Source organism: Pedobacter sp. BG31, assembly GCF_042464845.1.
GTDB lineage: Bacteria > Bacteroidota > Bacteroidia > Sphingobacteriales > Sphingobacteriaceae > Pedobacter > Pedobacter suwonensis.
The window spans coordinates 83481-108915 of record NZ_JBHNZK010000012.1 but is presented as its reverse complement, the minus strand read 5'-3'; the positions used below and the strand labels follow the sequence as shown (position 1 = coordinate 108915).

The window sequence follows — 25435 nt, the reverse complement described above, 5'->3', positions numbered from 1 at the left end:
CGATAACATGAAGTTTATTTTAGTTTGTTGCCTGGCTATTTTGCTTTATAGCACTGCTTTTGCCCAACATCAACATAGTACGACAGAAGCAGCCGGTCCCGGAAAAACGCTCCGTGAAGCAAGCGCCGTTACAGGTTTAAGCAACAGCAGGCCGCCCAGAATTGTACGATATGATCTGTACGTTGCCGATACAACGGTAACTTTTGGCGGGAAACCTAAAAGCGCAATTGCAGTTAACGGACAGATACCCATGCCAACGCTAACCTTTACCGAAGGCGATACTGCAGAAATATATGTGCACAATAAACTAAAAGAATCAACCTCCTTACATTGGCACGGACTATTTTTGCCTAACCGCTATGATGGCGTTCCTTACCTTACACAAATGCCCATCAAACCAAATGAAACCCATGTTTACCGTTTTCCGATCATACAGAACGGTACCCATTGGTACCATAGTCACTCGGGTTTGCAGGAGCAGATTGGCATGTATGGCACGATGATTTTAAATAAAAGAAAAGAGCCGGTTATGCCCACGGTACCTGTTGTTTTAAGTGAGTGGACCAATATGAAGCCTTATGAAGTGGACAGGCGGTTACACAATGCGAACGACTGGTTCGCGATCAAAAAAGGTACAACGCAGAGTTATGCTGAAGCCATAAAAGGTGGACACTTTAAAACCAAACTCACCAACGAACTGAAACGGATGACTGCTATGGATGTGAGTGATGTGTATTATGAAGCGTTTTTAGTAAATGGAAAAAATCAGTACCAGGTGCCAAACAAACTGAAGGCGGGCGATAAGATCAGGTTGCGCATTGCTAACGGAGGGGCCTCCAGCTATTTTTGGCTCACCTATGCTGGTGGTAAAATAACAGTAGTGGCCAGTGATGGTAACGATGTGACGCCTGTTGAGGTAGATCGGCTGATGATTGCCGTATCTGAAACTTATGATGTAATTGTAACCATTCCTGAAAATAAAAGCTATGAGTTTTTAGTTACGCCTGAAGACCGCACCGGATCGGCATCCCTGTGGCTGGGCAGCGGACAACAGGTGAGCGCTCAGAAACTACCCAGACTGAAATATTTCGAAGGCATGAAAATGATGAATGAGATGATGGACATGAATGGTAATATGGTGCAGATGGATGGCATGAAAATGCAGAATCAGGTAATGGATATGAATGCCGTTATGTATCCTGAGCTGGATCGCAGTGGCGGAGATACCGCTGTAGCTGATGCACATAAAGGCCGTGATATGGGTGATGACGGTGGAATGAAAGCACCTCTCAAAACATTAAATTACAATATGCTGCGTGCACCCGAAAAAACGGTTCTGCCGGAAGCACCCACCCGGCAGATGGAGTTTCAGCTAACGGGCAATATGAACCGTTATGTTTGGACCCTGGATAATAAAACGATTTCTGAAGCAGATAAAATCCTGATCAGAAAAGGTGAAAACCTGCGCATCATTCTATACAACAACAGCATGATGCGTCATCCCATGCATCTGCATGGGCACGATTTCAGGGTAATTAATGGACAGGGCGATTATGCGCCTTTAAAAAACGTACTTGATATTATGCCCATGGAGCGTGATACCATTGAGTTTCGCGCTTCAGAAAGTGGCGACTGGTTTTTTCACTGCCATATTCTGTACCATATGATGAGCGGTATGGGTAGAATTTTTAGCTATGAAAAATCGCCTCCAAACCCTGAAATTCCCAATCCCAGGCTGGCACAGCGAAAGCTTTTTGCTGATGACAGGATATTTCATTTTATGGCCGAAAATGATTTTGCCAGTAACGGAAATGATGGTATGGCGATGCTGGCCAATACACGCTGGCGTATCGGAACCGAGTGGCGCCTGGGGTATACTAAAATGCACGGCTTTGAAACCGAAACCCATGTTGGCCGGTACATCGATCGGATGCAATGGTTAATGCCTTTTGTCGGTTTCGATTGGCGGTACCGGAAAATGGATGTAACTAAACAGGAAAGTAATATTTTTGGCCAGAAAAATACAAAAGACAATAGAAGCATGTTTAGTTTGGGACTTGCCTATACCTTGCCTATGTTGCTTATTGCACAGGCAGAAGTATATCATGATGGTAATGTCCGCCTGCAGTTAATGCGTGAAGACATACCCGTTTCCAGGCGTTTAAGGGCAAGTTTTATGGTAAATAGTGATAAAGAATTTATGGGCGGACTTAAATTCATTACCACTAAATACATGGGAATTTCTGCCCATTATGACAGCGATATGGGCTTTGGCGCAGGCTTAACCCTTAATTATTAAGATATAATGGCCAGGTTAATGACTGGTTATTTCTTCCAGCAATTTATCGCATTCGGCAAACGCATGATATAAATACTTATTGCGGTGTTTTTCGCCCTGGCCGCTAAAGGAAACCGATTTCATAATCAGGCCCTGCATCCATTGTTTGGTTTGCCTGCAATAAGCATGGTCTTCTGTCTTTAAATAATTAAAAGTATTAAACCTGTTGTAGCAGGTCATACGGTCTTTAAAATCAACCAGGTAAGCAATGCTTCCCAGTACATCGCAACTGTACCAGTTGAAGGTATGGTTGGGGTCAATGGTTTTTTTGCTGCTAATGGCATACATATTCATGTCAGTAAGGCAATACCTTACCTGTTCCACAATCTTTATAGCCAGTTCGGTGTCGGTAAGATGGCCTGCTTCGAATGCATACCTGATTTGCTCAAGTGTACCCGTTACGGTATCTTTCGACCATATTTCGGTACTCGGTATTTCCAGGTAAGCGGTGTGCAGCTCCTGGGAAATTTCGATAATCTCATCGGATAGAATCGGAGCGCTAAAAGATTTCCCATAGTTATTGGCACTATTTGCCCAAAAGAAGAGTTTAAAGCTGGTAAGTTCGGGGTATTTGAAAAAATGAAACAAGGGGATGTCATCTGTAGTGATGGTGATGTGTTTCTCCTTACTTTTTTTAATGGCTTTAATGTTCTCCAGCAGATTGCGCAGGTAGTTTACCATATCCAGATCTTCATTTACACTTAAATAACTAAAAGTAACAGAAAGAGAATTCTTCGGACTGTATAGAAATGGAACATCGAAACAGTCAGAGAGTTTGATGATCTGTTGAAAGGTAAGGTTGCTGTCGCCTCTTATTTTTTTATAAGCCTCATTTGTGCTGATCCCTAATTCTTCTGCTATACTTAATGCCAGGTTTTGATAATCGGGCAATGAAGATTTTATGGCCTGGAAAAATAATGCTTGCTGATTATTCATGAAGATTAATTTTTAGGTGGAATATTCTGCTTTTTAGTAACTAAATGGGTTTTTTGATTAATGTAATTTATAAAAGATAATTGATAATTACTGTTCGAACTAAAATATTGTCTTTAAAGATTTTTTGTTTAACCATATATAATCTTTAAGATTTTTTGAGGGTTATTTGGTGTCTTAGATTTGATCATAAACTAAATTACATCAAATGGATATGCAACGCCCAAACTCCGCAACCCCAAATGGTCATGCCTTTGGAATTGATCAGAAAATTACAACTACTATTTTAGCGCTCGCCTGCTGTTGTTCCCTGTCGGGTTGCGCCTCGTTCTCTGACGGTCCTGTCAGGCATTATAAAGTCAGATTGACCGAAAAGAACTTGTCAATGCTTTCAGGTACCTATGAATTATATCCAGACTCGTTTTATCAGAAGAATAGTACTGCCGGTCTGCAGGCTTATTCACCCAGGAATCACCAGTTTCATCAATATGTGAGTAAAAGCCAGATCAGTTTTGATACACTTGTCAATTGTCATGTGGTTGTTCAGGTTTCAGGTGATCAGGCTAACTTTCTTTTTAAGGAAAATGGCTTAAATAAAGACTCTGTAAGGTTATCATTTAAGCTACAGTCTCGGGGCATGTTATTGTTAGGAAATAAGTCTGTTACCTTACAAGGTATCCCTTATATTTTAGGAGGCTCCGAAAGCGAGAAAACCCGAATAGGGTTAGCTAAAGATGGCGGCCTTATTCTAAATCATGCTATTGACAATACCGGAGCTATTTTATTCTTTTTTATGCTCGGCTATTCCTACGACATTTCTTATCATTTCAAAAGAGTAAACTCAAAATAGTATGAAAAGGCTTTCTCTGGTTTTAGGTTTAGCTCTGCTTAGCAATGTGGCTAAATCACAAGAAGATTATGGTGATTTTTTTCGGAATTTAAGTGTTGGTTTGGAGTTCGGTGCCGCAACATTACAAAAACCACTTTTATCGGGTTTTATTGGGTATCATAAACCGGGTTCTTATCTCAAGTTTAAAATGTCATCGGTGTTGCAGGATACTTATGAAGTAAATGTTAGTGGTGAGAAAACAACCGTTCCGGGTTTTTCGGAATTGGCCCTTGTTTTAGGTAAAGGGTTCAAGTTAAATTCCAATCATCGTTTCGAGTTTGGTGCTGGTATGGCTGTAATTGCTGACCTTAAAAAGTACGATCAATCTAATGGTGATACGGTGCGGGATAAAATTATACAGAAAAATTCAGCTGGAATTGTTGCTGAAGCCAGATATATCTATCGTTTTGTCGATGGTGTTGGGGTTTCTGTGTCGGTAAACGGTAATGCGAACAGGCAAAAAACTTTTGCTACAATGGGCTTAGGTGTGGTATTTAGTTCTAAAATGCTTTAATCATATGAAAAAGTATATTTTATGTTTGCTTTGCGTTTGCATTACGGGGTTAGTTGTTGCGCAGCGGGATACCTTGCACCAAAAACGTAAAACCTATTTCGGTCTGGGTTTTAATTTAGGTGGCGGAGGAAACGGGCGGTTGTACAGTGATATAGATATTTTCCTGCAAAAAAGAAATAATTTTATATCGGTTAAAACATCGGGCGTTAGGCGGGTCAGGATATTTTACTTTGGCGGATTGCCCGAGCCTCGTGTTTCTGACATTAGTGTTTTGGCAGGGAAAAGTTATACATTAAACCGTTACCATTATCTGAGGTTAGGAACAGGCCTGGCAATGGCTAATCAGATCAGCCGCGGCGCATTTTTGTACGATGATTGTGACCGGCCGGGCGGATGCCTGTTTAGCAATTATGTATATGAAAGGATCGTAAGGAGAGCGATTGCTTTGCCAATGGAAATCAAGTATGGTATTTATCTGGATGGAACCGCTTCACTTACTGTTGGTTTTTCGGCAAATCTAAATAAAGTGGAGTCTTTTTATGGAATATCAATGGGTTTGGCATTAGGTAGGCTGAGAGATCAGGTAAGGAGAAAGCATGAGTCCACGCAATTTTAAGATGAGGTGGTTGGATGCTGTGGGTTTTGAATGAGAGAATGACTTGTATTTTCCAACTCAGTCATGCTCTCATGCAATCATTGCTTTAATGAAAAGAAGTAGCCGGCACTTTAGCCTTTTCCGTTGCGCCCTGATTGCTTTTAATGAGCCAGAAGGCAAACAAAGCGCCCACCAAAGCCATAGCTGCACCCACATAAGCTGGTGAGGTATAATCAAAGCCATAAACCAGTGGCAGTCCGCCAAAGAAAGCGCCTAACGCATTACCAATGTTAAAACTCGCCTGGCTGGCAGAGGCCGCCAACATTTCAGAGCCTTTGGCACTTTGGATCATCAACATCTGGATAGGGGCAGCCAATGAAAAAGCGACAGCACCCGTAATAAAAGTCATGATTAAAGCCAAAGGTTGGCTCGCCGATACAAAATGAACAATGGTTAAGGTAACCACCATCGTGAGCAATAAAGCTGCAGATGCTTTGGCTGGAGAAAATTTATCGGCCAAACGGCCGCCAACGTAATTGCCGAACATCATGCCTAAGCCCGCCAGCATTAATATATAGGTTACTGCATTTGATGAAAAGCCCGCAACATCTGTCATTAAAGGCGCAATATAACTGTACCAGGTAAATAGTCCACCTGTTCCGATAGAAATCATAAAAATGATGATCCAGGCTTCTCTTTTTTTGAAGAAACTTAATTCAGCTTTTAAATCGCGGTTTTTCGTGGCTTCCAAAGCAGGTAGCCATAATTTTAAACTTAATAATGTTATCAAACCTACAAATACCACTACTGCAAAAGAGATGCGCCAGGAGAAATTATGGCCGATGAAAGTGCCTAGTGGTACGCCTACAATATTGGCAATGGTTAGGCCCATAAACATCAGCGATACGGCCTGTGCAGCTTTCCCTTTTTCTGCTATTCTGCTGGCTACTACTGATCCTACACCGAAAAATGCCCCGTGAGGCAAGCCTGAAAGTAACCTGGAAATAAAAAGAATGTTGAAAGTAGGAGCGAATGCGGAAAAGGCATTGAAGATCGTAAACATGATCATCAAGGCCATCAATATTTTTTTTGGTGGATATTTACCCGCAATCATAATTAACAAGGGGGCGCCGATTACCACGCCTAATGCATAAGCGGAAATTAAATGCCCGGCCTGCGGAATGGTTACTTTTAGGTCTTTAGCGATATCAGGTAATAGACCCATCATTACAAATTCAGTAATACCGATGCCCAAACCGCCTAAAGTAAGTGGAAGTAAATTCTTGTTCATTATGCCCTTAGTGTTAAAATTACACTATGCAAAGGTAGGGCTTTTTATGGTAGGGATTGTAAAAATTGGGCCATTTATGTGGGCAATGGAAGATGTCGGATGGAATACGGATGGAATTGGATGGGGGAGGATGTTTACGGTTAACCTATTTAGAATTAACCATAATTTTCAATTAGCAGTTTGCATTAACCCCGGATGCCAGACCTTGAAACAAGTTACCCCATTGACAATCTCCAATAGAATGGTTGTCATCTCGACTGTAGCGTAGCGAAATGGAGAGATCTTTTTTACATGGCTACTTAACTAGTTTAAAAGATTTCTCGGCTGCGCTCGAAATGACGATTTCTCGATGGATATTACCTACTTAAGATTTAGCTGTTAATAATATTGATTTTTATGCAATGCGTTATTCTTCAGGATGGTAGATGGCGAGCGAGTGCAGTTGACCTATTTAAGTCATTAATCATCTTCAGTTTTTAATTAGCAGTTGCATTATAATCTAGTTTGCTGGATCCTGAAACAAATTCAGGATGACTATTGGTGGTGGGATTTGCAATTAACCAAATCAAACACTTATGTTGGATCTGGAATAAGTTCAGTATGACGGATGGAGGACTGGCAATTAATCGATTGCGATTGGCAGTTGGCAAGTCCCAATCAACTAATGGCTAATGAACCATCAACCATTTTACCTCTTCCATTTTCCATACACAATAAAAAAAGGTTGTCCCACCCCGTGGAACAACCTTTCTACATTGCAAATTTTATAACGACCTGCTGTATGCTAAAATCTTATTGATGGTTTCGTCTTGAGGATCTTTAACCAGCGTATCTAACTTGCTTTTTATTTGATCATAAAATAAGTCGATTTCTGCATCAGATTCCATATCAGTTATTGGCTGAAACATGTTAGGTGTAGGTAAATTTACATTGTTTTTTGATGTAGAGGTTTTTGTCATAAGCAACTGAATGTGATAAGTTTTATAAACTTAACGATAGTTCAGATGCTTTATTTCAAACCCTAAAAAAAAATATGTAACATTTTTACTACCCTTTGTAGGTCATCTCTTTTGTTTTGAGCATTTTACGCAGGTTACTCAATGCATAACGCATACGGCCCAGGGCTGTATTAATGCTGACATCAGTTAGATCTGCTATTTCTTTGAAGCTTAAATCGGCATAATGGCGCATCAAAAGTACTTCTTTCTGCTCGTCAGGTAATAAATGGATCATCGCTTTTAAATCTTTATGGGTTTGATCGCGAAGCATTTTATCTTCTGCGCTCTCATCATAAAAGTGTAGCATATTAAATACATCCATCCCATCCGCACTGGTGATGATCGGTGTTCTCTTTTCTCTCCTGAAATAATCGATAACCAGGTTGTGCGCAATACGCATTACCCAAGGCAAAAATTTACCTTCCTCGTTATATCTTCCTGATCGCAGGGTATTGATCACTTTAATAAAAGCATCCTGAAATATATCCTCAGCCAGATATTGGTCTTTTACCAATAAGTAGATAGAGGTATAAATTTTACTTTTATGTCTTCTAAGAAGTTCCTGCAATCCATTCTCGTTCCCGGCAATATATACCTTTACCAGGTCCTGATCATTATATGATTGTAAATTCATAGGTTTACCTACACTAAATCCCGTACTGTTTGCTAAAAATTAATTTGTAGATGTTTAATTTCTATAGCTTATCTCCTATGTTTTTTGATATGTGTTAGTTTGGTTTTGAGGTTGTTAATGTTCAAAGAAAGTTATTTTTTTATCAAAAAACAAAAAATAAAATGATAAAAAATAAATTAACCGCCTGAGTACCCTATTTTTGTATCTTCTAAAAACCCTAACCACATTCTGGGGTTATATATTTATATTCTTTACCATACATGAGCAAAAAAGAGGCCGAAAAAGATCCGCATAAAAATATTATCATAAAAGGTGCAAGGGTGCACAACCTAAAAAACATTGATGTTGCCATTCCAAAAAATAAACTTGTGGTGGTAACGGGTATGTCTGGTTCGGGTAAATCTTCACTTGCATTTGATACTTTATATGCAGAAGGGCAACGCCGATATGTAGAAAGTTTATCAGCATACGCCCGCCAGTTTATGGGCCGGATGAATAAACCGGATGTTGATTATATTAAGGGTATTGCCCCGGCAATTGCTATCGAACAAAAGGTAATTACTTCCAATCCACGCTCTACAGTGGGTACTTCAACTGAAATTTATGATTACCTGAAATTGCTTTTTTCTCGTATAGGAAAAACCATTTCGCCTGTTTCGGGCAAGGAAGTGAGAAAGGATTCGGTAAGTACGGTAGTAGATTATGTAAATGCCATGCCTGAAGATACAACGGTAACCATTTTTTGTCCGCTATATCCGCATAACAACCGTACAATTAAAGAAGAACTCGCAATTTTATTACAGAAAGGATTTTTACGGGTTCTGATTAACAATAAAATAGAAAAGATAGAATCTATTTTAGATAATGCTGATTTTAAAGACGAAGAACTTACTGATGATAAAACCGTTCAGATCCTGATCGATCGTATTGTAACCAACCAGGAAGAAGAAACATTAAGTAGGCTGGCCGATTCGGCGCAGACCGCTTTTTTTGAGGGTAAAGGCGATTGTTATGTAGAAGCGCAGGGAACAACGAAACATTTTAGCGACCGCTTTGAACTGGATGGAATAAAATTTGAAGAACCTACGCCTAACTTTTTCTCTTTCAACAATCCTTATGGTGCCTGTAAACGGTGTGAAGGATACGGGAACGTTATCGGCATCGACGAAGATCTGGTAATTCCTGACAAGAGTAAAAGTGTTTACGATAATGCCATTGCCCCGTGGCGTGGCGAAAAAATGAACGTCTGGTTGCAGAACTTTATTAAAGCTGCACCCAAATTTGATTTTCCGATCCACCGTCCATACAGTGCGCTTACTGAAAAAGAACAGCAGCTACTTTGGACGGGTAACAAATATTTTTCCGGTTTGGACGCATTTTTCAAGGAATTGGAAGAGCAGACTTATAAAATCCAGTACCGTGTCATGTTATCGCGCTATCGCGGTAAAACCACCTGCCCTGATTGTAAGGGCTCGCGTTTGCGTAAAGATGCCTCCTACGTTAAAATTGCTGAAAAATCGATTATTGATGTGGTGCTGTTGCCGCTATCGAAAGCACTGGCCTTTTTTAATGAATTAAAATTGAGTGTAAACGACGCTAAAATTGCCAAACGTTTACTGGCAGAGATCAACAACCGTTTCCTGTATTTAAACAATGTGGGTTTGGGATACCTTACCTTAAACCGTTTATCGAACACTTTATCGGGAGGAGAATCGCAAAGAATTAATCTGGCGACATCTTTAGGCAGCAGCCTGGTGGGCTCGGTTTATGTGTTGGATGAACCCAGTATCGGTTTGCATCCACGTGATACCAATAAACTGATAGAGGTATTGGTCTCGCTCCGCAATGTAGGTAATACGGTTTTGGTGGTAGAACACGAAGAAGAAATGATGCGTGCCGCTGATTACATTATCGATATCGGTCCGGAGGCGGGTACGCATGGCGGTAACCTGGTTTTCAGCGGTAACTATGAAGAGATTTTAAAAGATAAAAATAGTTTAACAGGTCGTTACCTGGCTGGAATTGAGAAAATTGCCATTCCTTCGAAACGCCGTAAGTGGAAAGATCACATCCTGATTAAAGGCGCAAGGGAAAACAACCTGAAAAATGTAGATGTTAAATTTCCGCTAGGGGTTTTTACTGCGGTAAGTGGCGTTTCAGGATCGGGTAAAACCAGTTTGGTGAAAAAGATTTTATATCCGGCGCTACAAAAAGCGATCGGAAATTATGCGGGTGAACAAACGGGTGCTTATGATGGTATTTTTGGTAATTATGACCTGGTAAGTGCAGTAGAACTGGTAGATCAGAATCCAATCGGCCGTTCCAGCCGTTCTAATCCGGTTACTTATGTTAAAGCCTGGGATGACATCCGTGCGCTTTTCTCTGGTTTGCCTGCTGCAAAGGCCGCCGGACTGAAGCCTGCAGCCTTCTCCTTTAACGTAGAGGGTGGCCGTTGTGATGTTTGCCAGGGTGAGGGTGAGGTGAAGATCGAAATGCAGTTTATGGCCGATATTTACCTGCCTTGTGAAGCTTGCAATGGCAAACGGTTTAAACAACAGGTATTGGATGTTACTTATAAAGAAAAAAATGTTTCTGAAATTTTGGATATGACCATTGATGAGGCGGTTTCTTTCTTTAAAGACGAACAAAAAATCCTGAATAAATTAAATCCGCTGGTTGATGTGGGTTTAGGTTATGTGCATTTAGGTCAATCATCAAACACTTTATCAGGTGGTGAGGCACAGCGTATTAAATTGGCGTCGTTTCTTATTAAAGGGAATAATGCCAATAAAACCGTATTTATTTTTGATGAGCCGACTACCGGTTTGCACTTTCATGATATTAAAAAACTGTTAAAAGCATTAAATACCCTTATTGAGCAAGGTAATACCATTTTGGTTATCGAACACAATATGGATATGATCAAATGTGCTGATTGGGTTATTGATATTGGTCCGGAAGGTGGTGATGGGGGCGGTAATGTGATATTTGAAGGCGTGCCAGAAGAACTGGTTACAGTAGAAAATTCGTATACCGGAAAATATTTAGCATCGCATTTAAATTTAAATCCATAATTTCGGCAATGCTTTTTCTAACGTTTTTCATTGGCATCGTTCTCAATGCCATGGGATATATCCCTCCCGGCAACATCAATTTAACCGTTGCGCAGTTGGCCATTAATAAGGGCATGCGGCAGGTTTGGTATTTTATCCTGTCGTTCTCCTGCGTAGAAGTCTTTTTCACTTTCGGGATGATGCGTTTCGCGAGGTGGGCCATGAGCGATATCAATCCAAACGAAGCGGTAAGCGAAGTGCGATTGAGCACACTGGTTGACTGCTTTATGATTGTGATGTTTCTGGTGATGGGTACTATTACCTGGAGAAATCGTAAAAAAGTACCTAAAGCGAGCAATAAAAAAGATGATAAACGTAGCGGAAGCGTTTTGTATGGGTTGATTTTAGGGGTGTTAAACCCAGTACAGATTCCATTTTGGCTGTTTTTTGGTAATTATGTAATTTTGCACCAATGGATTCAAACCGATTACCTTTCACTGGTTATATTTAGTTTAGGCTCAGGTGTAGGCTCGTCTCTGGCCCTTTATGTATATGCCCATTTTGCAACGTATATCCAGGAAAAATTTGCACTGAGCAGTCTGATCATCAATAAATCTATAGCGATATTTTTGTTTGCATTGGCAGCCTATCTTGTTGTAAAGCAGTTAATTGTTGTTTTATAAATCTAATTCAAGGTCTGTTTTTCCATTGGCTTTTTGTTTGTAGCCTTTTAATGAATTTGATTACGAAACTATATTTGCGTTCTGTGAGGACACAGACCGTGGAATAATCTAATCCAAGGTCTGTGTCTCCACAGACCTTTTGTTTTAGTTTTTTAATTTATTCATTGGCAAATCGTTGTTTTTCGTTCAGTGAGTGCACAGACTTTGGAATAACAGTCGATCGCTATTTTGTAATCCAGCCAGCTGCTGCATCAGCATTGCTAATGAGTTGATAATCGCCAAAAGTACCTAAAAGGCTTACCGTTTGCCCTTCGTTTAAAGTAGTTTTAATCGCTGCTAAACTATCCGGCCTATCATAAACTTTTTGCTGAAGGAGATTTATCTTAAGTTTTTTCAGGGGCTCAATTGCCTGTTCAAGACTATTGCTTTGAATAAAACCTATGCTTCCATCAGGCAGTTCTACCTGGTAGTAATTTCCGGTCGCAGCATTTGCAAGTAAAATTGTTCCCGTGTTAAGCGAAATTAAAACATTTGCTTTACGGTCTGGAGAAGAGACCATTTTAGCGGTAGATTTAGTCCTTAAAATTTTATTTAACTTATTGCCGGAAGCAGTTATGGCAACCGGGGTTTTGGTTACCGGATCTATAAAGGGTAGTGGGTTTACTGCACCATTTGCCGTGTAAATGCCGAAATGTAAGTGGGGAGGTGTGGTTCGGGCATTGCCTGTATTTCCCATAAGTCCCAAAGTATCTCCAATTTTTACTTCTTGTCCTTCTACAGCAATCTGTTTGTCCAGGTGGGCATAATACAAAGTATAATCTTTACCATTTGGCCGCATCCAAACCACTTTTCCGCCCAGGTTGTTTTCGTTTACACGGGTTACTGTTCCGTCTGCAATCGCCAGCACAGGCGTTCTGAAACTGCCAAAAATATCTACACCTTCATGTTTTCTGGCGTCATTATCCCTGCCATCTCCCCAATAACTTTTTATGCTGTTGGCGTTTTTTGACTTTATCGGGAAAGCAAGAGACGCTCCGGTGGTAATTTCTAATTCGTAGGCTACACTCTGCAGCAGTTCTGGTTGTAGCCTGATCAGATAGGCGCCTGTTTCCTCAATATCAAAAATGATCGGATTATTTAAGGTATCGGCTGATGCGATAAGTTTTCGGGTTTGATCTGCGCTATGCCAAACATCAATATAAATCAAGGCACCGGTTGATGGCTTTTTGTTTAGTTTTATATTTAGTTTCTGCCCTTTGGTTGCATTGAACTTGTAAGCTGTCGCCGGGACCCGGTCGGCAGCGAAATAACCGTTTTCTCGATAAGGAATACTAATGTCTAATGCTTTTTGCATACTCATTGTAGCCGCATTTAACCAAGCCGATCCCATGGCTGTTTTATCCAGCCCCACATTCACCAATTTTTTTTGATATTGCTCATGCGGGCTAGCGGCCTTAAATAAATTAACTGAGCCTGTTTTGCATGATAGTATGCCTATTGCCATAGCAATGCAAACGAGCCAAAGTGCAGGTCTGTAAATTTTCATTACCTAAGCCTTTTTCAATTGTTTAAAAACCGCTGCGGTTACTAATCCACCTATCAGGTACCAGGTTACCGTTAATATCTTGGTTTTACCAGTTTTAGTTACCGGAGTATCATCTAATCCAATTTTATCGGGTATGCTGATTGCACCCAGACCAGCAGTAAGACCGGCTATTGCACCTTTAAAATAAACATGTTTTTTATCTCCTAAGCCAATGGCGCTGTAGTATAGGGTATTGCTGATGATATCACCTGCAAGGGTGGCCAGATAAAGATTGTCTCCGTCAGGACTGTCCAGTTTCAAATTGGACATGGATTTGGAAAGTGCCTGCTTACCCAAAAGGTCAATCCGGGGTGCGTCGCGATCAAACTGCCTAAAGCTTTCATGTAATATATTTAAGACTGCAGTACCTGCAAAGCCAGCGAGTAAGGATTTAAATGATTTCATAATAGAATAATCCCTGCAAGAGGCAAATTGTTTTATGAGCATCGGGATTACGCCATGAATCGCAATTGCCGCTCCATTATGTTATAAAATTGATACACAGAATAGGTTCTGTTAACTTAATCATAACATTAAATTCATGTTTAAGAAGTCTGCCTGAACTAATATTGGATGTTGATACAAAACATATCTTATCCTTATGTCTAACAGACGTTTTTTTCTGAAAAATAGTTTGGCTGCTGCGGTAGTAGCCGGTTTATCACCAGTTCTGTCATCATTTGCCGAGGAGAGGAATATTTCAGTCAAACGGGAAAAAGGACCAAAACTTCGCTTTGCCATCGCATCCGACGGACACTATGGACAACCGGGAACTGATTATAAACTTCATCACGAAAATATTGTGAAATGGCTTAATGCCTCGCATGATGAAAATCCACTGAATTTTGTAATTATTAATGGCGATCTGGTACACGATCGGCCTGAATTACTGAAAGAAGTTAAGAAAGATTACTATGATCGTCTGAAAGTTCCTTTTTATGCCGTGCCTGGTAACCACGACCATGCAGATACTGGGCTCTGGAAATCGGTTTTTGGTTACGAGGATAACTTTTCTTTCGAAAAAAATGGGGTGGGTTTTGTTTTAGCAAATACCTCTGATACTAAAGGGACTTATTTATGCCCTAATAATGATTTTTTAAAACAGGAGTTGGATAAGTTTAAAAACCTGAAGACTGTTTTTGTGGTATTGCATATTCCGCCACATTTCTGGGTGCCTGAAAGCCCTTTTGTAGATTGTCCGGATGCAATTAAACTTTTGCATAGCTATACAAATGTTAAGGCTGTGTTTCATGGCCACGACCATAGTTTAGATGCCGTTTTTTATACCGATAAGCTACCGCATTTCTTTGATGCACACATTGGTGGCAACTGGGGTACGGCCTATAAAGGTTATCGCATTGTAGAAGTGGATGAAGACGACAAGATTAAAACCTATCAGGTAAATGCAAGCGGATCGCCATTATTAAATGAAACCAAATTTTAACCCATAAACAATCGTAATGAAAAAGATATTTTTGATGTTCGTTTTTGCTGGTGCGGTTTTAAATTGTGCTGCACAGAAAATAAGCGAAACCATGCCTGCAATTAAAACAGGAACTGATGCTGCGCAGCCCTTTCTGTTTTCGCTGAATACCTTAACGGCAGAAAATCCCCGTTGGAATATCCACTACTCTGGGAGTTATGGAGAAAGAACCAGCGGACAATTCGGGTATGATGGCTTGGGGCAGCAATTTGGGGTTAAAGGATATTTAGGCAACAGATTTACCTTATACGCCACAGCGGCGATCGGCTTTGCCAATTCAGGAGGCGTAACATCTGCTCAACAGGCTGAAGTAATCAGAGATCTGGTAGGAGGCAAAGGTATCTCCGGGTTTAGGCTAGGCGCAGGCTTAGGCTTAAGCAGAGATTGGTCGAGTATAGGTGCTGCAATTAGCCGGATTACTGCTTCGTTTGATCAGACCAATTGGAGAATGGCGGGCAACCTTCGCTTCGAAAAAGCTTTCGATAAAACCAGAGATAAACTGGATTTTATTAGCAGTTTTGGCTATCAACATCGCGTTTCTAATGTTTTATATGTTGGCCTTGAAGCCCTGGGACAAGATTTAGAAGGCTTTTGGGAGAAAGACGAGGCAGAGGGAGGCGCAAAGTTAATGATCGGGCCATCCATCAACCTGGAACCAAACCATTCGAAACTGTCTTTCTCTATTTCCGGAGGACCTGTTTTTTACGCAACCCGTAGTAATGTCATCCCGTCAGAGGCTATTAGGGAAATCGGTTCTGTCGCTTCGGGTAATGGCTATAGCATCAGGGCCCTGGTTAATTTTAATCTTCATCGCTAATGTGTATGCTTCAAATTAATAAAATGAAAAAGTCATACCTATTTATATTATTCGGTTTCCTGTTTATCCAGAAAGGCTTTGCACAATGGCCTGGTAAAAATGAAACTACACAGCAAATTTTGTTGCCCAATGGCTGGAAATTAAGTCCGGCCGGGCATTCGGTACAACTGGGTGATTTGCCTTTAAATATGCAACTCAGCGCATCAGGTAAATATCTGGCCATTACCAATAATGGTCAGAGTACGCAGTCGCTGCAACTTATCGATCCTAAAACAGAACAAATTATAGACGACAAGGTGCTGGGTAAATCCTGGTACGGAATTGCTTTTAGTAAAGATGAAAAACACCTCTATGCATCGGGCGGTAACGATAACTGGATTCTGGATTTTAATATTGTAAACAATAAACTGGGCAGGAGTGATACCATTATTTTGGGGCCGGTTTGGCCAAAGGGTAAAATATGTCCTGCCGGTATTGTGGTAAATAGCAATAACAGTAAATTATTCACTGTTACCAAAGAAGATAGCGCCCTGTATATTATTGATCCGAAAGCAAAAAAGATTTTAAAACGGGTACAACTCCCTGCCATTGCCTATAGCTGTACACTGGCTGCGGATGAGCGTAAATTGTATATTTCGCTTTGGGGCGGAAAAGCGGTGGCAGTTGTTGATCTGCAGGCAGAAAGCATTGTCCGTCAGATTCCTGTTGGCGATCATCCTAATGAGCTTTTGCTTAATAAAAAAGGTAATATCCTGTATATAGCCAATGCAAACGATAATACGGTTTCGGTAGTAAATACGCTGAACAACAAAGTAATTGAAACCATCTCTACCACACTTTATGCCACACAGTTAACCGGTTCAACTACCAACGGCCTGGCTTTGAGTAGCAATGAAAAAACGCTCTATATTGCCAATGCTGATAACAATTGTTTAGCTGTGTTTGATGTAAGTAAACCCGGCGTAAGCCAGAGTCAGGGTTTTATACCGGTAGGATGGTATCCAACCAGCGTTAAGGTTTTAGGCTCGGAAATATTGGTTAGCAATGGTAAGGGCAATACCTCAATGGCGAACCCAAAGGGCCCCCAACCCGTTTCTAAAGTTGATAACAGCGATTATCATATGGGCAGTACGGCTAATAGCAGACTGCAATATATAGCAGGATTGTTTAAAGGGACATTGTCTTTTATTGATGTACCAAAGCCTGAGCAATTAAAAGTATATACCAAACAGGTTTATGCCAACACACCATTTAGCGACAAAAAAACGATAACGGCCGATGGTGAAGCAGGAAACCCGATCCCCAGAAAACAGGGCGAAAGATCTCCCATCAAACATGTTTTCTATATTATCAAAGAGAACCGTACTTACGATCAGGTATTGGGCGACATTAAAAAAGGAAACGGCGATTCTACGCTAACCCTTTTCGGACGCAAAGTGACCCCTAACCAACATGCTCTGGCCGAGAATTTTGTATTGCTGGATAACTTTTATGTAGATGCCGAAGTAAGTGCCGACGGGCATAACTGGAGCATGGCGGCTTACGCAACTGACGTAGTGGAAAAAACATGGCCAACCAGTTATGGCGCCCGTGGTGGGAGTACCACTTTCGAAGGTGGCAGGCCGGTAACTTATCCGAAAGGAGGTTTTATCTGGGATTATTGCCAGCGGGCGGGAATCAGTTACCGCAGTTACGGTGAGTTTGGATCTTATGCTAAAGCCAATATCAAATCGTTGCAGGGGCATATGTGTCCGGCTTCTCCGGGTTTTGATATGGATATTAAAGATCAGGTGCGTGTAGATGCCTGGCAGCACGATTTTGATTCTTTATTGATAGCCGGTGCGGTACCGCAGTTCAATACTCTACGGATATCAAACGATCATACCAGTGGACAGAAGAAAGGAAAATACTCGCCACAGGCAGCGGTTGCCGATAATGATCTGGCAGTAGGCCGAATCATTGAACACCTTTCGCACAGTAAGGTGTGGAACGAATCGGTTGTGTTTATTTTAGAAGATGATGCACAAAACGGGCCAGACCATGTAGATGCACACCGTTCTCCGGCTTATGTAATAGGCCCGTATGTGAAAAGAAATGTGGCGGTACATACCATGTATTCTACTTCAGGTTTTCTGCGTACCATGGAACTGATTTTAGGCCTACCACCTATGAGCCAGTACGATGCAGGAGCAATGCCTCTGTATGAGTGCTTTACAGCTAAGCCAGATTTTACACCATACAATGCGTTACAACCCCTTATTGATTTAGATACCCGGAACGTGGCGGTTAACGAAAGCAGTAGACGTTCTGAACTGTTCAATTTTGCGAAAGAAGATTCGGCGCCCGATTTAGATTTAAATGAAGTGATATGGAAATCAGTTAAAGGTGAACAATCGGTAATGCCTGCCCCGAAACGAAGCGCTTTTGTGATTTTGGAGAAGAAGAAAAAAGATGATGATGATTAATTGTCGGTGATGATCTCAGATTCAATAAAAAGGCAGTTTTCTCATAGAAAATTGCCTTTTTATATATGTTTTGAAATTAACTCTACACTCCAAACTCCCAGCTCCAAACTAATTTACAGCTTCCAATCCGGCCTTTCAAAATGGCAGGTATAACCGTAAGGATTTTTTTGCAAATAGTCCTGATGTTCTTCTTCCGCATTCCAGAAATCGGTTTCAGGTACCACCTCAGTTACAATTTTGCCCGGCCATTTGCCTGAAGCATCCAATTCAGCAATCAGTGTCTCAGCAGTTTCTTTCTGTTCATCACTATTATAAAATATAGCTGAACGGTAAGATGTACCTACATCGTTTCCCTGTCTGTTGCGTGTGCTCGGATCGTGGATCTGGAAAAAGTATTCCAATAGTTTGCGATAAGTTAAAACGGTTGGATCAAAGGTAACTTCAATGGCTTCGGCATGTGTGCCATGGTTCCGGTAGGTGGCATTGGGAACATCGCCACCAGTGTATCCAACAACCGTTGAGATAACGCCAGGGTAATGACGGATCAGTTCTTCTACGCCCCAAAAGCAGCCGCCGGCAAGAATGGCTTTTTCAGTATTCATATATCTTTCCTCTTTTTGATTACATAAAGATACGGTGAAGATGTGTAAAAGGAAAGTAAAGAAGGGGATGGGCCTTCTACAGAATTCGTTGTTGAAAGAAAGGGTTTATTTCGGTCGGTGAGACACCAACCGATAGGATAATGGAAATAAATCTCCCAGAGGTATCGTCATTGCGAGAAGGCTTTTTCAGCCGACGAAGCAATCTTACAACTATCGCTAGTAGCGAGCGCTTTAAGATTGCTTCGTGCCTCGCAATGACGATTTTTCTATTGGGCTGTCAATGGTAGCTTAGTCAAAGGATCTTTTACTACATCAAATTACATGATCATATTTACTCACATAGTTAAACGTATATAGGGGTCTTCGACTACGCTCAGACTGACAGATTTAGGTAACCGCAAGCTATGTTTTGGAGCGCAAGGCCTGTGTAAAACAGAGGTTTCGTCCCGTCTTTCGCTTTTACGCTTCGCTGCCTCGTACCTCGTTGCTGCAGGGTAACCGCTTCAGCCAGGGCTAGGTGGCTACTGTAGCTTTTCATATTAAGGGTTGCAGAGTGCAGCGTCCATTGTTCCTAAACGCGACCGATGCCCATCGGATGAGCTGAATAGCCCGGAGCGCAGGATTTAAAATGTTATCTCATTACCACCCCTGCCCCTCCTAAATCAGGAGGGGAGTTTCCCTCATAGTTCCGGATTTAATTGAAAAGTTGAATGCATTTAGTTTCTACAAACTCATTCATTTCGATTGGTGTGATATCAATCGACAGGATAAGATCGCTCCACTTCGTATTGCTTCCGTTGGGGTGACGTACTCCCTGTTGAAATCTGTCAATGGTAGACTTTAGAATCTCGAATACATATGGATTGGGCGTCATTCCTAACTTGATTGGGAATCGTAATGCGATCGTTTTAAGATTTCCGTATGCGCGAGAATGAGGCCCGCACTAATCGATTCTGTCATTGATAGCGGAGTCTAAGAATAGTTGGTTTAAGTGTATTAATTGATTTTTTAGGAGCGCAAGGCCTCTGTTAATAGGGTAGCGTGTTCCCGTCTTTTGCTTTTACGCTTCGCTGCCTCGTACCTCGTTGCTACAGGGTAACCGCTTCAGCCGGGGCTAGGTGGCCACTGTAGCTTTTCATATTAGCGGTTGCAAGGTGCAGCGTCCATTGTTCCTAAACCCGATTGCAATGTAAAGCCCGGAGCGCAGCGAGGACTTGGAATGCAAAGCGGGACAGCATGCCGCCAAGAACCACAAACCCTTCATTTCCTGATTTTAACAAATGTGCCATTTCGGACGGTGTGACACAAATCGATAGTATAATTGCAAGCTTATATTTTGGAGCGCAAGGCCTGTGTAAAACACAGGTTTCGTCCTGGCTTTTGCTTTTACGCTTCGCTGCCTCGTACCTCGTTGCTGCAGGGTAACCGCTTCAGCCGGGGCTAGGTGACTACTGTAGCTTTTCATGTTAGCGGTTGCAGGGTGCAGCGTCCATTGTTCCTAAACGTGAAAGCGGACTGCGAGCCTCCAAGAGCCATAGGTCGCCCATTTGCTAACTAGTCTATTTATGCCGGTCGGTGAGACACCAACTGATAGGATAATTGGTTTAAGCGCATTAGATTAAAAATTTATTTGGAGCGCAGGGCCTTTGCTTGGCAAAATTGGATTTAATGTTTTCATGATTAAGGATCTAACGGTTCGTCAAAATCTATTTGCAATGATGTTGTATTCAGGTAAAATTCCGATTCAGTATCGCTTAAACGTATCCCGTTTTTGTAAGGATAATAACCGAGTTCTTTTTTACAGCGTTCGAGCAGGATATCGGTAATGTAGTAACTTTGCGATTTTACGGTACAAACCATCCCTGCTTTATCTATTGGCATGCCGTACCTGAACATCAGTCTGGCACAATTGCGCAGGTTAGTGGTAGTATGGCGGGCATGTGGTTCCATAATAATGGCACTTTCGGGTATTTGGAGCACTCTAATTAAAAATTTCTTCATTTCATAAGCTTCGCTGAACTTGGTTTTATAGGGATGTACCCTGCCACCGGATACCACAATAAATGGCGCCATGCCTTTTTTATACTGTAGGGCCGCTAAACGGCAGCGGATCATTCCGCCAGCACTTAAGGCTACTTCTTTTTCTTCCGGACCAGCACCCGGAACCAGGATTACGCTGTAAGGGTATTTCTTCCAATCCACTTTTTTGAGCTGTTGAATGGCTGTCAGGTTTACACCATTAATCATTGGTTCATAATCGGCAGCATCATTACGTTCATTGAGTTCTAATGCCTGAAGTGCAAATTGCATGGCGGGTTCAAAAAACATTTTATGGTTGCCTTGTAACGCTAACCAGGCATTGGCTGCGGTGAGTTCTGCAAATTCTTTATCCTTTACTTTAAAACTGATGGAATCTATTTTCGGGTAATTGGGTTTATTTCCCTCTACATATACGCCAATAGCGTAATTAATGGCATTGGCATCTTGCTCCCATGCCTTAATCAATAGATCTTGATGCTGTTCCTTGGCGAAAAGGGTATAACAGCCTGATGGAATGAGGTGGTTTTTGATCAATCTTCCGAATAGATTATTTTCTGTGTAAAGCTTGGCTAACCGGTTTCCGATACCGGATATTTCATCGTCGGTAAATTTTAAAGCTTTCGCATAACAGGTAATGTCGGTTCTACAGGTTTTAATTGCTTCGTTTACGCGATCCGTTTTTAATTGATATATGCCATTCAGCACCGTATCGGTGCTGAGCATTTGACGGAGCTCAGGCACTTGCTCAAAAAGTGTGAGCAGATAATAATTTTTGTACTGTACAGCATTTCTGGTTTGGATAATTTGATAAGATGGCGAGGGCATTTCCTGTGCAGCTAAGCCTTGGCACAACAGGTAAATTACCAGAAAGAGATAGCAGAGTTTCATCTAAAAGTTTTGGGTGTGAAATTAAACGCCTGCCATTAAACCAAAATTAAGCAAGTGTTATCCTTTAGCTCAAGTAAATCGATTTATAAATATTTTGGTTCGAGTTAATATTAACTTAAAGAAGCTATTCTTATTGGTGTAAAGAGTTAACACAGGGGATACATCGTGTTAAAAATACACCACTACTTTTGCGGCGGTAGAACGCTCAAAGAAATTACTCGTCAACCTTTAAAAGGATAAGCCTATGTAAATGTGAAAATCTACGCTTCTACTTAAAAAACAAGTCCCCAATTATTTAAAAAACCATTACAAAGAACAAAAAGATGACATCATTTTTTTTAACCGCAGGTATAACACGTACTTGCAGGAAATTGCTTTTGCCCTTAGGTTTACTGGCCATCTGTAATGTCAATGCAATAGCAATAAACCATGGTGAAGCTGTTTCGGCCTTACACCATAAAGCATTTGCCGCGGTGAGCGGAACAGTTACCGATCAAAATAACCAACCATTACCTGGTGTTAGTGTCTTCGAAAAGAAAACAAAAAAAACGACAGTTACCGATGCTAATGGTAGGTATTCAATTAATGTAGAAGAAGGTGCTGTTCTGGTATTTTCTTATATCGGTTACGATAATCAGGAGGTTGCGGTTAACGGTCGCCAGAATATTAGTGTTGTTTTAAAAGAAAGCAGCAATACTCTAAATGAGGTAGTGGCCATTGGTTATCAGAAGATCAGAAAATCGGATGTAACAGGTGCCATCAGCAGTGTTAAAGCCAGCGAAATGAATTTAACTTCTCCTACGGTTGGTCAGGCTTTGGTTGGTAAAGTTGCCGGCGTGCAGGTATCTCAAACCAGCGGTGCGCCGTATTCCGGTACCAAAATCAGGGTAAGGGGTATTGGTTCCATTAACGCCAGTTCAGATCCTTTATATGTAATTGACGGGTACCCGGCAGGAAATAACGTATCCATTAATCCAGAGGATATTGAAACCATTGATATTCTAAAAGATGCCGCTTCTGCGGCCATTTATGGTTCAAGGGCATCGGGAGGGGTAGTGTTAATTACCACCAAAAGAGGTACGGATGGAAAAGGAAAATTTGAATATGATGTTCAGGGTGGTATTTCTCAGCTGGCTAAAAAAGTAAAACTCTTGGATGCCGACCAGTTTATTCAGCTTTTAATCGACGGGCGTAACAATGCCTATAAAGATTTATGGGTAAATGCTGGTCAAACCTGGAACGACAGTATGTTTAAAGATGTTAACACTACTCGTACTACAAAACTGGGTGCACTTGGTATTAGCGCAGGAAGTAGTGTGAGTATACCTGCAGATCTTTATAATTTTAGTACACAACAAGCTATTCCTGCTACGTACAATACCGATTGGCAGGACGAACTTTATCGCAATGCCGCTTTTCAGCGTCATAACCTTTCCTTTTCTGGTGGTACTAAAGATATAAAATACTTTTTAAGCGGTGGTTACCAGAACAACAATGGTATTGTAACCAATACCAACCAAAAAGTAACCAACTTCAGGGCAAATATTGATGGCAAAGTGAGTGAGCGTTTACGTGTAGGGGCGAACATCTCGTACACGCAGAATGATAACCGTGAAGTACAGGAAGGACGCTATAATCTAAGTCCGATGATGTCGGCTTTGATTTACCTGCCATATCTGCCTGCAAGGGATGCGAATGGTAATCCCATCCAGTTTGGCATGGGCGCTTTAGCCTCGCAATATGGTATTCAAAATCCAGAAAATCCACTTGCAACGGTAGAGCAATTGAAAATTACCAGAAAGGGTGCCCGAAGTACTTATAATGCCAATGCTACTTATAACATACTGAAAGGATTGGATTTTAAAGCCAATTTAGGTACACAGACCTATAACGAGAAATATGATTTTTATCTGCCAACCAGCTTAAGTAATGGTAATAATCCACCTTACTCTACCGCTGCGATAACGGCGGCGAATGCTATTGCACAAACGCTTAGTCAGGTTGATCAGCTTGGTGAGTTTACCTTAAACTATAACAAAACTTTTGGTAAGCATAAAATTGATGTGCTCGGCGGTTATTCTGCGCAGAAAACAACCAGCGATTTAATCAGGATTTCTGCTACGGGTTTTCAAAATGATAAAATCGGTGAAATCACCGATAAAGGTGCTGAAGCAGGCTTTTTAACACTGATTACCGATGGAGCAAATAAAACAGCAAAGGCTACCAATACTTTGCTCTCTTATTTTGGCCGTTTCAGTTATAATTATGCAGGTAAATACTTTTTAACCGGTTCATTCCGTCGTGATGGATCATCAAGGTTCGGCCCGTTAAATAAATATGGCAATTTCCCTTCAATAGCTGCAGGATGGAATCTTTCCGAAGAAGATTTCTATAACAGTTTTCTTGGCGAACAATCAACCGTTAAGTTAAGGGCAAGTTGGGGCTTGAGTGGTAACAACAACATTCCTAATTACAGAACTGCGCAGGAAATGAGTGCACCGGGTGGTGTGGTTTTTGGAAATGCGGTTTCAACGGCGATCTGGCCAAATGCCATACAGGATTCGAAGTTGGGATGGGAGTCTACCTCTCAGTATAATTTTGGTGCCGATGTCAGCTTATTCAAAAACAGATTGAATATTATTGCAAATTATTACTTAAGTTATTCTTACAATCTCCTATTCAATCAGCCCATCTCAGCTGTATCGGGTTCTTCTTCTATTCTTACCAATCTTGCTGATAGTAAAATCCGTAATAAAGGTTTCGACATCCAACTGGATGGAAGAATTATCCAGAACCAGGATTTTACATTGGGTTTAAGCGGAAACATTGCCGTTAACCACAATAAGGTATTAAACATGGGTGGAGCAAGTACCATCTATACTGCTGGTGCAGAGCGGTCATACATTACACATGTTACCCAAGAAGGTCAGCCGGTTGGTATGTTTTATGGTTTTAAAGTTTTGGGCAGGGTCACAGCTGATAATTTGGGTAAGGTTGCTCCATCAGCTTCTTCAACTAACCCGGCAAAAATCGGTGATTTATATTTCCAGGACACGGATGGCAACGGCATTGTGAATGATGCAGACAAAACGGTGATCGGCACACCTTATCCAAAATTTACCTACGGTTTTGCCGTAAATACTTCTTACAAAACGTTCGATTTAAGGGCATCATTCAACGGATCGTATGGGAACCAGGTTTTAGACGGACAGGATTATTACCTGTATAATTTCGAAGGTTCTGGTAACCAGTATGTAGATGTTGCCAACCGTTACCGGAATGAAGCCAATCCGGGTAGTGGTTTAAATTATCGTGCATCGCGTGCGGGTACGCAAAGTAACAGTACCCGTTTATCATCTTTCTACATTCAGGATGGTTCTTACTTCAGGTGTACCAACATTACTTTAGGTTATAGTTTTCCAAAGCAGCTAGCCAATACGCTTAAAGTAAGTAATATACGTGTTTATGCGAGTGTAGATAATGCATTTACCATTACAGATTATAAAGGTTATAATCCTGAAGTAGATTATAGTGCAGGTAATAACCTTGCCCCTGGGGTAGATTATGGTAACTATCCATTGGCAAGAACCTATAACCTGGGTGTTAAACTTACTTTTTAGAATCAAG

General features: G+C 41.2%; 19 protein-coding genes. 10 read left to right on the top strand and 9 right to left on the bottom strand.

Features of this window, described 5'->3' with window-relative positions; all coding sequences use genetic code 11:
• The first annotated feature begins 7 nt into the window (after positions 1-7).
• Positions 8-2299, top strand: a complete 2292-nt coding sequence (locus ACFE6N_RS15220; RefSeq protein ID WP_378937790.1) for a multicopper oxidase family protein — start codon at positions 8-10, stop codon at positions 2297-2299.
• Positions 2300-2314: 15 nt separating this feature from the next.
• Here the strand turns inward: ACFE6N_RS15220 and ACFE6N_RS15215 are convergent, their stop codons facing one another.
• Positions 2315-3274: a hypothetical protein gene (locus ACFE6N_RS15215; protein ID WP_378937788.1), complete on the bottom strand. Its 960-nt coding sequence runs from the start codon at positions 3272-3274 to the stop codon at positions 2315-2317.
• 205 nt (positions 3275-3479) lie between these two features.
• Between ACFE6N_RS15215 and ACFE6N_RS15210 the strand changes: the two genes are divergently transcribed.
• Genes ACFE6N_RS15210 through ACFE6N_RS15200 form a run of 3 tightly spaced genes read left to right on the top strand, consistent with a single transcriptional unit; the run spans position 3480 to position 5290 of the window.
• Positions 3480-4121: a hypothetical protein gene (locus ACFE6N_RS15210; RefSeq protein WP_378937786.1), complete on the top strand. Its 642-nt coding sequence runs from the start codon at positions 3480-3482 to the stop codon at positions 4119-4121.
• 1 nt (position 4122) lies between these two features.
• Positions 4123-4674, top strand: coding sequence for a hypothetical protein (locus tag ACFE6N_RS15205; RefSeq protein ID WP_378937784.1), 552 nt, complete (start codon positions 4123-4125; stop codon positions 4672-4674).
• A gap of 4 nt (positions 4675-4678) precedes the next feature.
• Positions 4679-5290 carry a hypothetical protein gene (locus ACFE6N_RS15200; protein WP_378937782.1) on the top strand — a complete coding sequence of 204 codons (612 nt, stop codon included), beginning with the start codon at positions 4679-4681 and terminating at the stop codon, positions 5288-5290.
• 85 nt (positions 5291-5375) lie between these two features.
• Here the strand turns inward: ACFE6N_RS15200 and ACFE6N_RS15195 are convergent, their stop codons facing one another.
• The 3 genes from ACFE6N_RS15195 to ACFE6N_RS15185 form a co-directional block, all read right to left on the bottom strand.
• Positions 5376-6560 carry an MFS transporter gene (locus ACFE6N_RS15195; protein ID WP_378937780.1) on the bottom strand — a complete coding sequence of 395 codons (1185 nt, stop codon included), beginning with the start codon at positions 6558-6560 and terminating at the stop codon, positions 5376-5378.
• A 764-nt stretch (positions 6561-7324) separates the two neighbouring features.
• Positions 7325-7519 (bottom strand): hypothetical protein, encoded by a 195-nt coding sequence (locus ACFE6N_RS15190; protein ID WP_090984998.1) that lies wholly within the window; start codon positions 7517-7519, stop codon positions 7325-7327.
• Between the two features lie 88 nt (positions 7520-7607).
• The gene (locus ACFE6N_RS15185; protein WP_090984996.1) at positions 7608-8192 is read right to left on the bottom strand and encodes an RNA polymerase sigma factor; all 585 of its coding nucleotides are present in this window, start codon (positions 8190-8192) and stop codon (positions 7608-7610) included.
• A 260-nt stretch (positions 8193-8452) separates the two neighbouring features.
• Here ACFE6N_RS15185 and uvrA point away from each other — a divergent pair, with 260 nt between their 5' ends.
• Both uvrA and ACFE6N_RS15175 read left to right on the top strand, forming a co-directional pair.
• Positions 8453-11266: an excinuclease ABC subunit UvrA gene (gene uvrA / locus ACFE6N_RS15180; RefSeq protein ID WP_378937777.1), complete on the top strand. Its 2814-nt coding sequence runs from the start codon at positions 8453-8455 to the stop codon at positions 11264-11266.
• Positions 11267-11274: 8 nt separating this feature from the next.
• Positions 11275-11928: a LysE family transporter gene (locus ACFE6N_RS15175; protein WP_378937775.1), complete on the top strand. Its 654-nt coding sequence runs from the start codon at positions 11275-11277 to the stop codon at positions 11926-11928.
• Positions 11929-12151: 223 nt separating this feature from the next.
• Here ACFE6N_RS15175 and ACFE6N_RS15170 read toward each other — a convergent pair whose 3' ends face one another.
• Both ACFE6N_RS15170 and ACFE6N_RS15165 read right to left on the bottom strand, forming a co-directional pair.
• Positions 12152-13474 carry a peptidoglycan DD-metalloendopeptidase family protein gene (locus ACFE6N_RS15170; RefSeq protein ID WP_378937774.1) on the bottom strand — a complete coding sequence of 441 codons (1323 nt, stop codon included), beginning with the start codon at positions 13472-13474 and terminating at the stop codon, positions 12152-12154.
• A 3-nt stretch (positions 13475-13477) separates the two neighbouring features.
• On the bottom strand, positions 13478-13918 hold the full coding sequence (locus ACFE6N_RS15165) for a hypothetical protein (RefSeq protein WP_378937773.1): 441 nt from the start codon (positions 13916-13918) through the stop codon (positions 13478-13480).
• Between the two features lie 196 nt (positions 13919-14114).
• Here ACFE6N_RS15165 and ACFE6N_RS15160 point away from each other — a divergent pair, with 196 nt between their 5' ends.
• Genes ACFE6N_RS15160 through ACFE6N_RS15150 form a run of 3 tightly spaced genes read left to right on the top strand, consistent with a single transcriptional unit; the run spans position 14115 to position 18278 of the window.
• Positions 14115-14957, top strand: coding sequence for a metallophosphoesterase family protein (locus tag ACFE6N_RS15160; RefSeq protein ID WP_378937771.1), 843 nt, complete (start codon positions 14115-14117; stop codon positions 14955-14957).
• A 16-nt stretch (positions 14958-14973) separates the two neighbouring features.
• Entirely contained in the window at positions 14974-15813 is an 840-nt protein-coding gene (locus ACFE6N_RS15155; RefSeq protein WP_378937769.1) for a hypothetical protein, read from the top strand.
• Positions 15814-15836: 23 nt separating this feature from the next.
• Positions 15837-18278 (top strand): bifunctional YncE family protein/alkaline phosphatase family protein, encoded by a 2442-nt coding sequence (locus ACFE6N_RS15150; protein ID WP_378937767.1) that lies wholly within the window; start codon positions 15837-15839, stop codon positions 18276-18278.
• A gap of 113 nt (positions 18279-18391) precedes the next feature.
• Here the strand turns inward: ACFE6N_RS15150 and msrA are convergent, their stop codons facing one another.
• From msrA to ACFE6N_RS15135, 3 genes are all read right to left on the bottom strand, one after another.
• Positions 18392-18880, bottom strand: a complete 489-nt coding sequence (msrA, locus tag ACFE6N_RS15145; RefSeq protein WP_378937765.1) for a peptide-methionine (S)-S-oxide reductase MsrA — start codon at positions 18878-18880, stop codon at positions 18392-18394.
• Positions 18881-19574: 694 nt separating this feature from the next.
• Positions 19575-19754 (bottom strand): hypothetical protein, encoded by a 180-nt coding sequence (locus ACFE6N_RS15140; RefSeq protein ID WP_378937763.1) that lies wholly within the window; start codon positions 19752-19754, stop codon positions 19575-19577.
• Between the two features lie 806 nt (positions 19755-20560).
• Positions 20561-21808 (bottom strand): YdcF family protein, encoded by a 1248-nt coding sequence (locus ACFE6N_RS15135; protein ID WP_378937761.1) that lies wholly within the window; start codon positions 21806-21808, stop codon positions 20561-20563.
• Between the two features lie 323 nt (positions 21809-22131).
• Between ACFE6N_RS15135 and ACFE6N_RS15130 the strand changes: the two genes are divergently transcribed.
• A complete protein-coding gene (locus tag ACFE6N_RS15130; RefSeq protein WP_378937760.1) occupies positions 22132-25428 on the top strand; it encodes a SusC/RagA family TonB-linked outer membrane protein in 3297 nt (1098 codons plus the stop codon).
• The last annotated feature ends 7 nt before the right edge of the window (positions 25429-25435 follow it).

Bases quoted from the DNA above. Each gene is read 5' to 3' on its own strand.
- ACFE6N_RS15135 (WP_378937761.1), bottom strand. From the start codon at position 21,808: ATGAAACTCTGCTATCTCTTTCTGGTAATTTACCTGTTGTGCCAAGGC.
- ACFE6N_RS15215 (WP_378937788.1), bottom strand. From the start codon at position 3,274: ATGAATAATCAGCAAGCATTATTTTTCCAGGCCATAAAATCTTCATTG.
- ACFE6N_RS15130 (WP_378937760.1), top strand. From the start codon at position 22,132: ATGACATCATTTTTTTTAACCGCAGGTATAACACGTACTTGCAGGAAA.
- ACFE6N_RS15140 (WP_378937763.1), bottom strand. From the start codon at position 19,754: ATGACGCCCAATCCATATGTATTCGAGATTCTAAAGTCTACCATTGAC.
- ACFE6N_RS15165 (WP_378937773.1), bottom strand. From the start codon at position 13,918: ATGAAATCATTTAAATCCTTACTCGCTGGCTTTGCAGGTACTGCAGTC.
- ACFE6N_RS15175 (WP_378937775.1), top strand. From the start codon at position 11,275: ATGCTTTTTCTAACGTTTTTCATTGGCATCGTTCTCAATGCCATGGGA.
- ACFE6N_RS15190 (WP_090984998.1), bottom strand. From the start codon at position 7,519: ATGACAAAAACCTCTACATCAAAAAACAATGTAAATTTACCTACACCT.
- ACFE6N_RS15210 (WP_378937786.1), top strand. From the start codon at position 3,480: ATGGATATGCAACGCCCAAACTCCGCAACCCCAAATGGTCATGCCTTT.
- ACFE6N_RS15160 (WP_378937771.1), top strand. From the start codon at position 14,115: ATGTCTAACAGACGTTTTTTTCTGAAAAATAGTTTGGCTGCTGCGGTA.
- ACFE6N_RS15150 (WP_378937767.1), top strand. From the start codon at position 15,837: ATGAAAAAGTCATACCTATTTATATTATTCGGTTTCCTGTTTATCCAG.
- ACFE6N_RS15220 (WP_378937790.1), top strand. From the start codon at position 8: ATGAAGTTTATTTTAGTTTGTTGCCTGGCTATTTTGCTTTATAGCACT.
- ACFE6N_RS15200 (WP_378937782.1), top strand. From the start codon at position 4,679: ATGAAAAAGTATATTTTATGTTTGCTTTGCGTTTGCATTACGGGGTTA.
- ACFE6N_RS15155 (WP_378937769.1), top strand. From the start codon at position 14,974: ATGAAAAAGATATTTTTGATGTTCGTTTTTGCTGGTGCGGTTTTAAAT.
- uvrA (WP_378937777.1), top strand. From the start codon at position 8,453: ATGAGCAAAAAAGAGGCCGAAAAAGATCCGCATAAAAATATTATCATA.
- ACFE6N_RS15170 (WP_378937774.1), bottom strand. From the start codon at position 13,474: ATGAAAATTTACAGACCTGCACTTTGGCTCGTTTGCATTGCTATGGCA.
- ACFE6N_RS15195 (WP_378937780.1), bottom strand. From the start codon at position 6,560: ATGAACAAGAATTTACTTCCACTTACTTTAGGCGGTTTGGGCATCGGT.
- ACFE6N_RS15205 (WP_378937784.1), top strand. From the start codon at position 4,123: ATGAAAAGGCTTTCTCTGGTTTTAGGTTTAGCTCTGCTTAGCAATGTG.
- ACFE6N_RS15185 (WP_090984996.1), bottom strand. From the start codon at position 8,192: ATGAATTTACAATCATATAATGATCAGGACCTGGTAAAGGTATATATT.
- msrA (WP_378937765.1), bottom strand. From the start codon at position 18,880: ATGAATACTGAAAAAGCCATTCTTGCCGGCGGCTGCTTTTGGGGCGTA.